Below are 1,923 nucleotides of genomic sequence, written 5' to 3'. Positions count from 1 at the left end.
TACCGTTGGGATTTTCAGCCATCTCTCTACAGATCTTAAGCAGTCTGTCCATGATAAGCCTGATCTCATTATCACAGTATTTATTCGGATCATACCTTACCTTGAAACTCATTCTGCCTTCTTTTTCCAGACCATATATCGTGATACCGTAATTGGTCTGTTCTCGTGCGCTTTCTACTTTTATCGTACTGTCTGTATCTTCTGCGGCTGTAACAGCACCTGATGCATAGTTTTCAAATACATAAAGCACCTTGATAAGCTCTGATCCCTGTGCAGTTTTGCTCTGTATATCTGCAAGTGAACAATAATCATAATTGGTACTCTCTGTACCCTTTTCCTGCTGAGTTTTTATCAGCTCAGAAACTGTGGTTTTCTCATCTATCCTTATTCTGACCGGTATGGTATTGACAAAAAGTCCGACCATATCTTCTATGCCGTTAATGGGTGCATTCCTTCCTGATACTACCTTGCCAAATACAACATCCTTGCTTCCTGAATATTTCTGAAGCAATATTCCCACTGCGATCTCTGCTGCTACATTTATTGTCGCTTCATTATTCTCTGTTATCTTTCTGATCTTTTCTGTTGTATCCGCATCTGTTTCTCCTTCAACCTCCCTCATCTGGTCTTCTGTGGGCTCTGGTGCGCTCATCGCCTTTATATCTGCCTCGCTGTCATAGCCCTCAAGTTCATTCTCCCAGTATTCTAACGCTTTCGTTTGATCCTGATTTTCTAACCAAGAAATGTAATCACCATATTCACTTTTTAATTTTTTTTCTTCTGATATTTCTCTTTCAATATCCTCAAATGAAATACCTTTCTCAAGACTTTTATAGTATTCTAAAAGTTTTTTGTATATTGCATTTATACACCATCCATCAACAATTATGTGATGGAATGAAAACAGGATCTTATATTTATCTTCATCGACTTTAAAAAAGGTTAATCTAAACAAAGAGTCATGAGTAAGATCAAATCCTCTTTTTAAATCCTTGGATATATAATCTTTAATCTGATTATCTAATTCAAAAGAATTGTACTGTGTAAAATCAACGCAGTTAAATTCAACTTTTTTATCTGAAATAATAACCTGTCTTGGCTTCTTTAATTTTTCATATGCAAAAGCAGTCCTTAAAACATCATATTTTTTTGATAATAAATCAGCCGCTTTTTTCATTAAATCAATATTGATTTTTTTATCAGAACTGAAAACGCTCTGTAAAATATATGATTCCGAATTATTATCATAAAGATGATGGAAAAGCATACCTTCTTGAAGAGGAGAAAGACCATATACATTTTCAATTCTACTGTTAACTGTTGCCATTTACGAAACCTCCGTTAAGAAAATAATCAAGAGAACAAATCATTTAAAATATCCAATTCGCTATCTTCCAGTTCTTTATCACGTAAATCTGTTATGGTTTTTTGTTTTTTATCAACATCATTGCAAAAATCAGCGAGTGTGATAACAGAATTCACGAAATCAATTTTGAAACGGTCAATAAATTCCTGACTATATTTCTTTGAACTGCTTATTATATTGAATATAAGTTTCGAATTTGTTACACAGCCGTTTATTGTTATATCATCAGGCAGTGTATTTTCACCGGAAATAGATTCACCACAAGAATATATTACGGATTGACCGTTATATTTTTTTCCAAAATCTCCGAGATAATTGAAACAAATATCCGGCATTGTTTCATGATCTACATATCCAAAGCCCATTCCCATATTCGGTACGTTTCTTATGGTATCCTTGGCATTTATTATGGCTTTGTCATTATCTTCGCTGCATTCAAGGGTCACTGTGTATACATTTGTGAACCAGCCTACTGTACGGTCTATGGATATTTTTTCGTGAATTTCCTCTCGTCCATGTCCCTCCAGCTTTATTGCAAGTTTTTTCTGTCCGGTTAT

General features: G+C 34.6%; 2 protein-coding genes. Both read right to left on the bottom strand.

What is annotated here, in order from left to right:
* The coding region (locus T488_RS17250; RefSeq protein WP_037297455.1) for a condensation domain-containing protein at positions 1 to 1,327 on the bottom strand (1,327 nt) is incomplete at its 3' end.
* A gap of 26 nt (positions 1,328 to 1,353) precedes the next feature.
* A partial coding sequence (locus tag T488_RS17245; RefSeq protein WP_037297451.1) for a condensation domain-containing protein occupies positions 1,354 to 1,923 on the bottom strand: 570 nt, incomplete at its 5' end.

It is taken from the genome of Ruminococcus flavefaciens ND2009 (assembly GCF_000621785.1).
In the GTDB taxonomy this organism is placed as follows: domain Bacteria; phylum Bacillota; class Clostridia; order Oscillospirales; family Ruminococcaceae; genus Ruminococcus; species Ruminococcus flavefaciens_C.
Note: the sequence above shows the minus strand (reverse complement) of the source record. Positions and strands in the feature narration are given on the sequence as shown.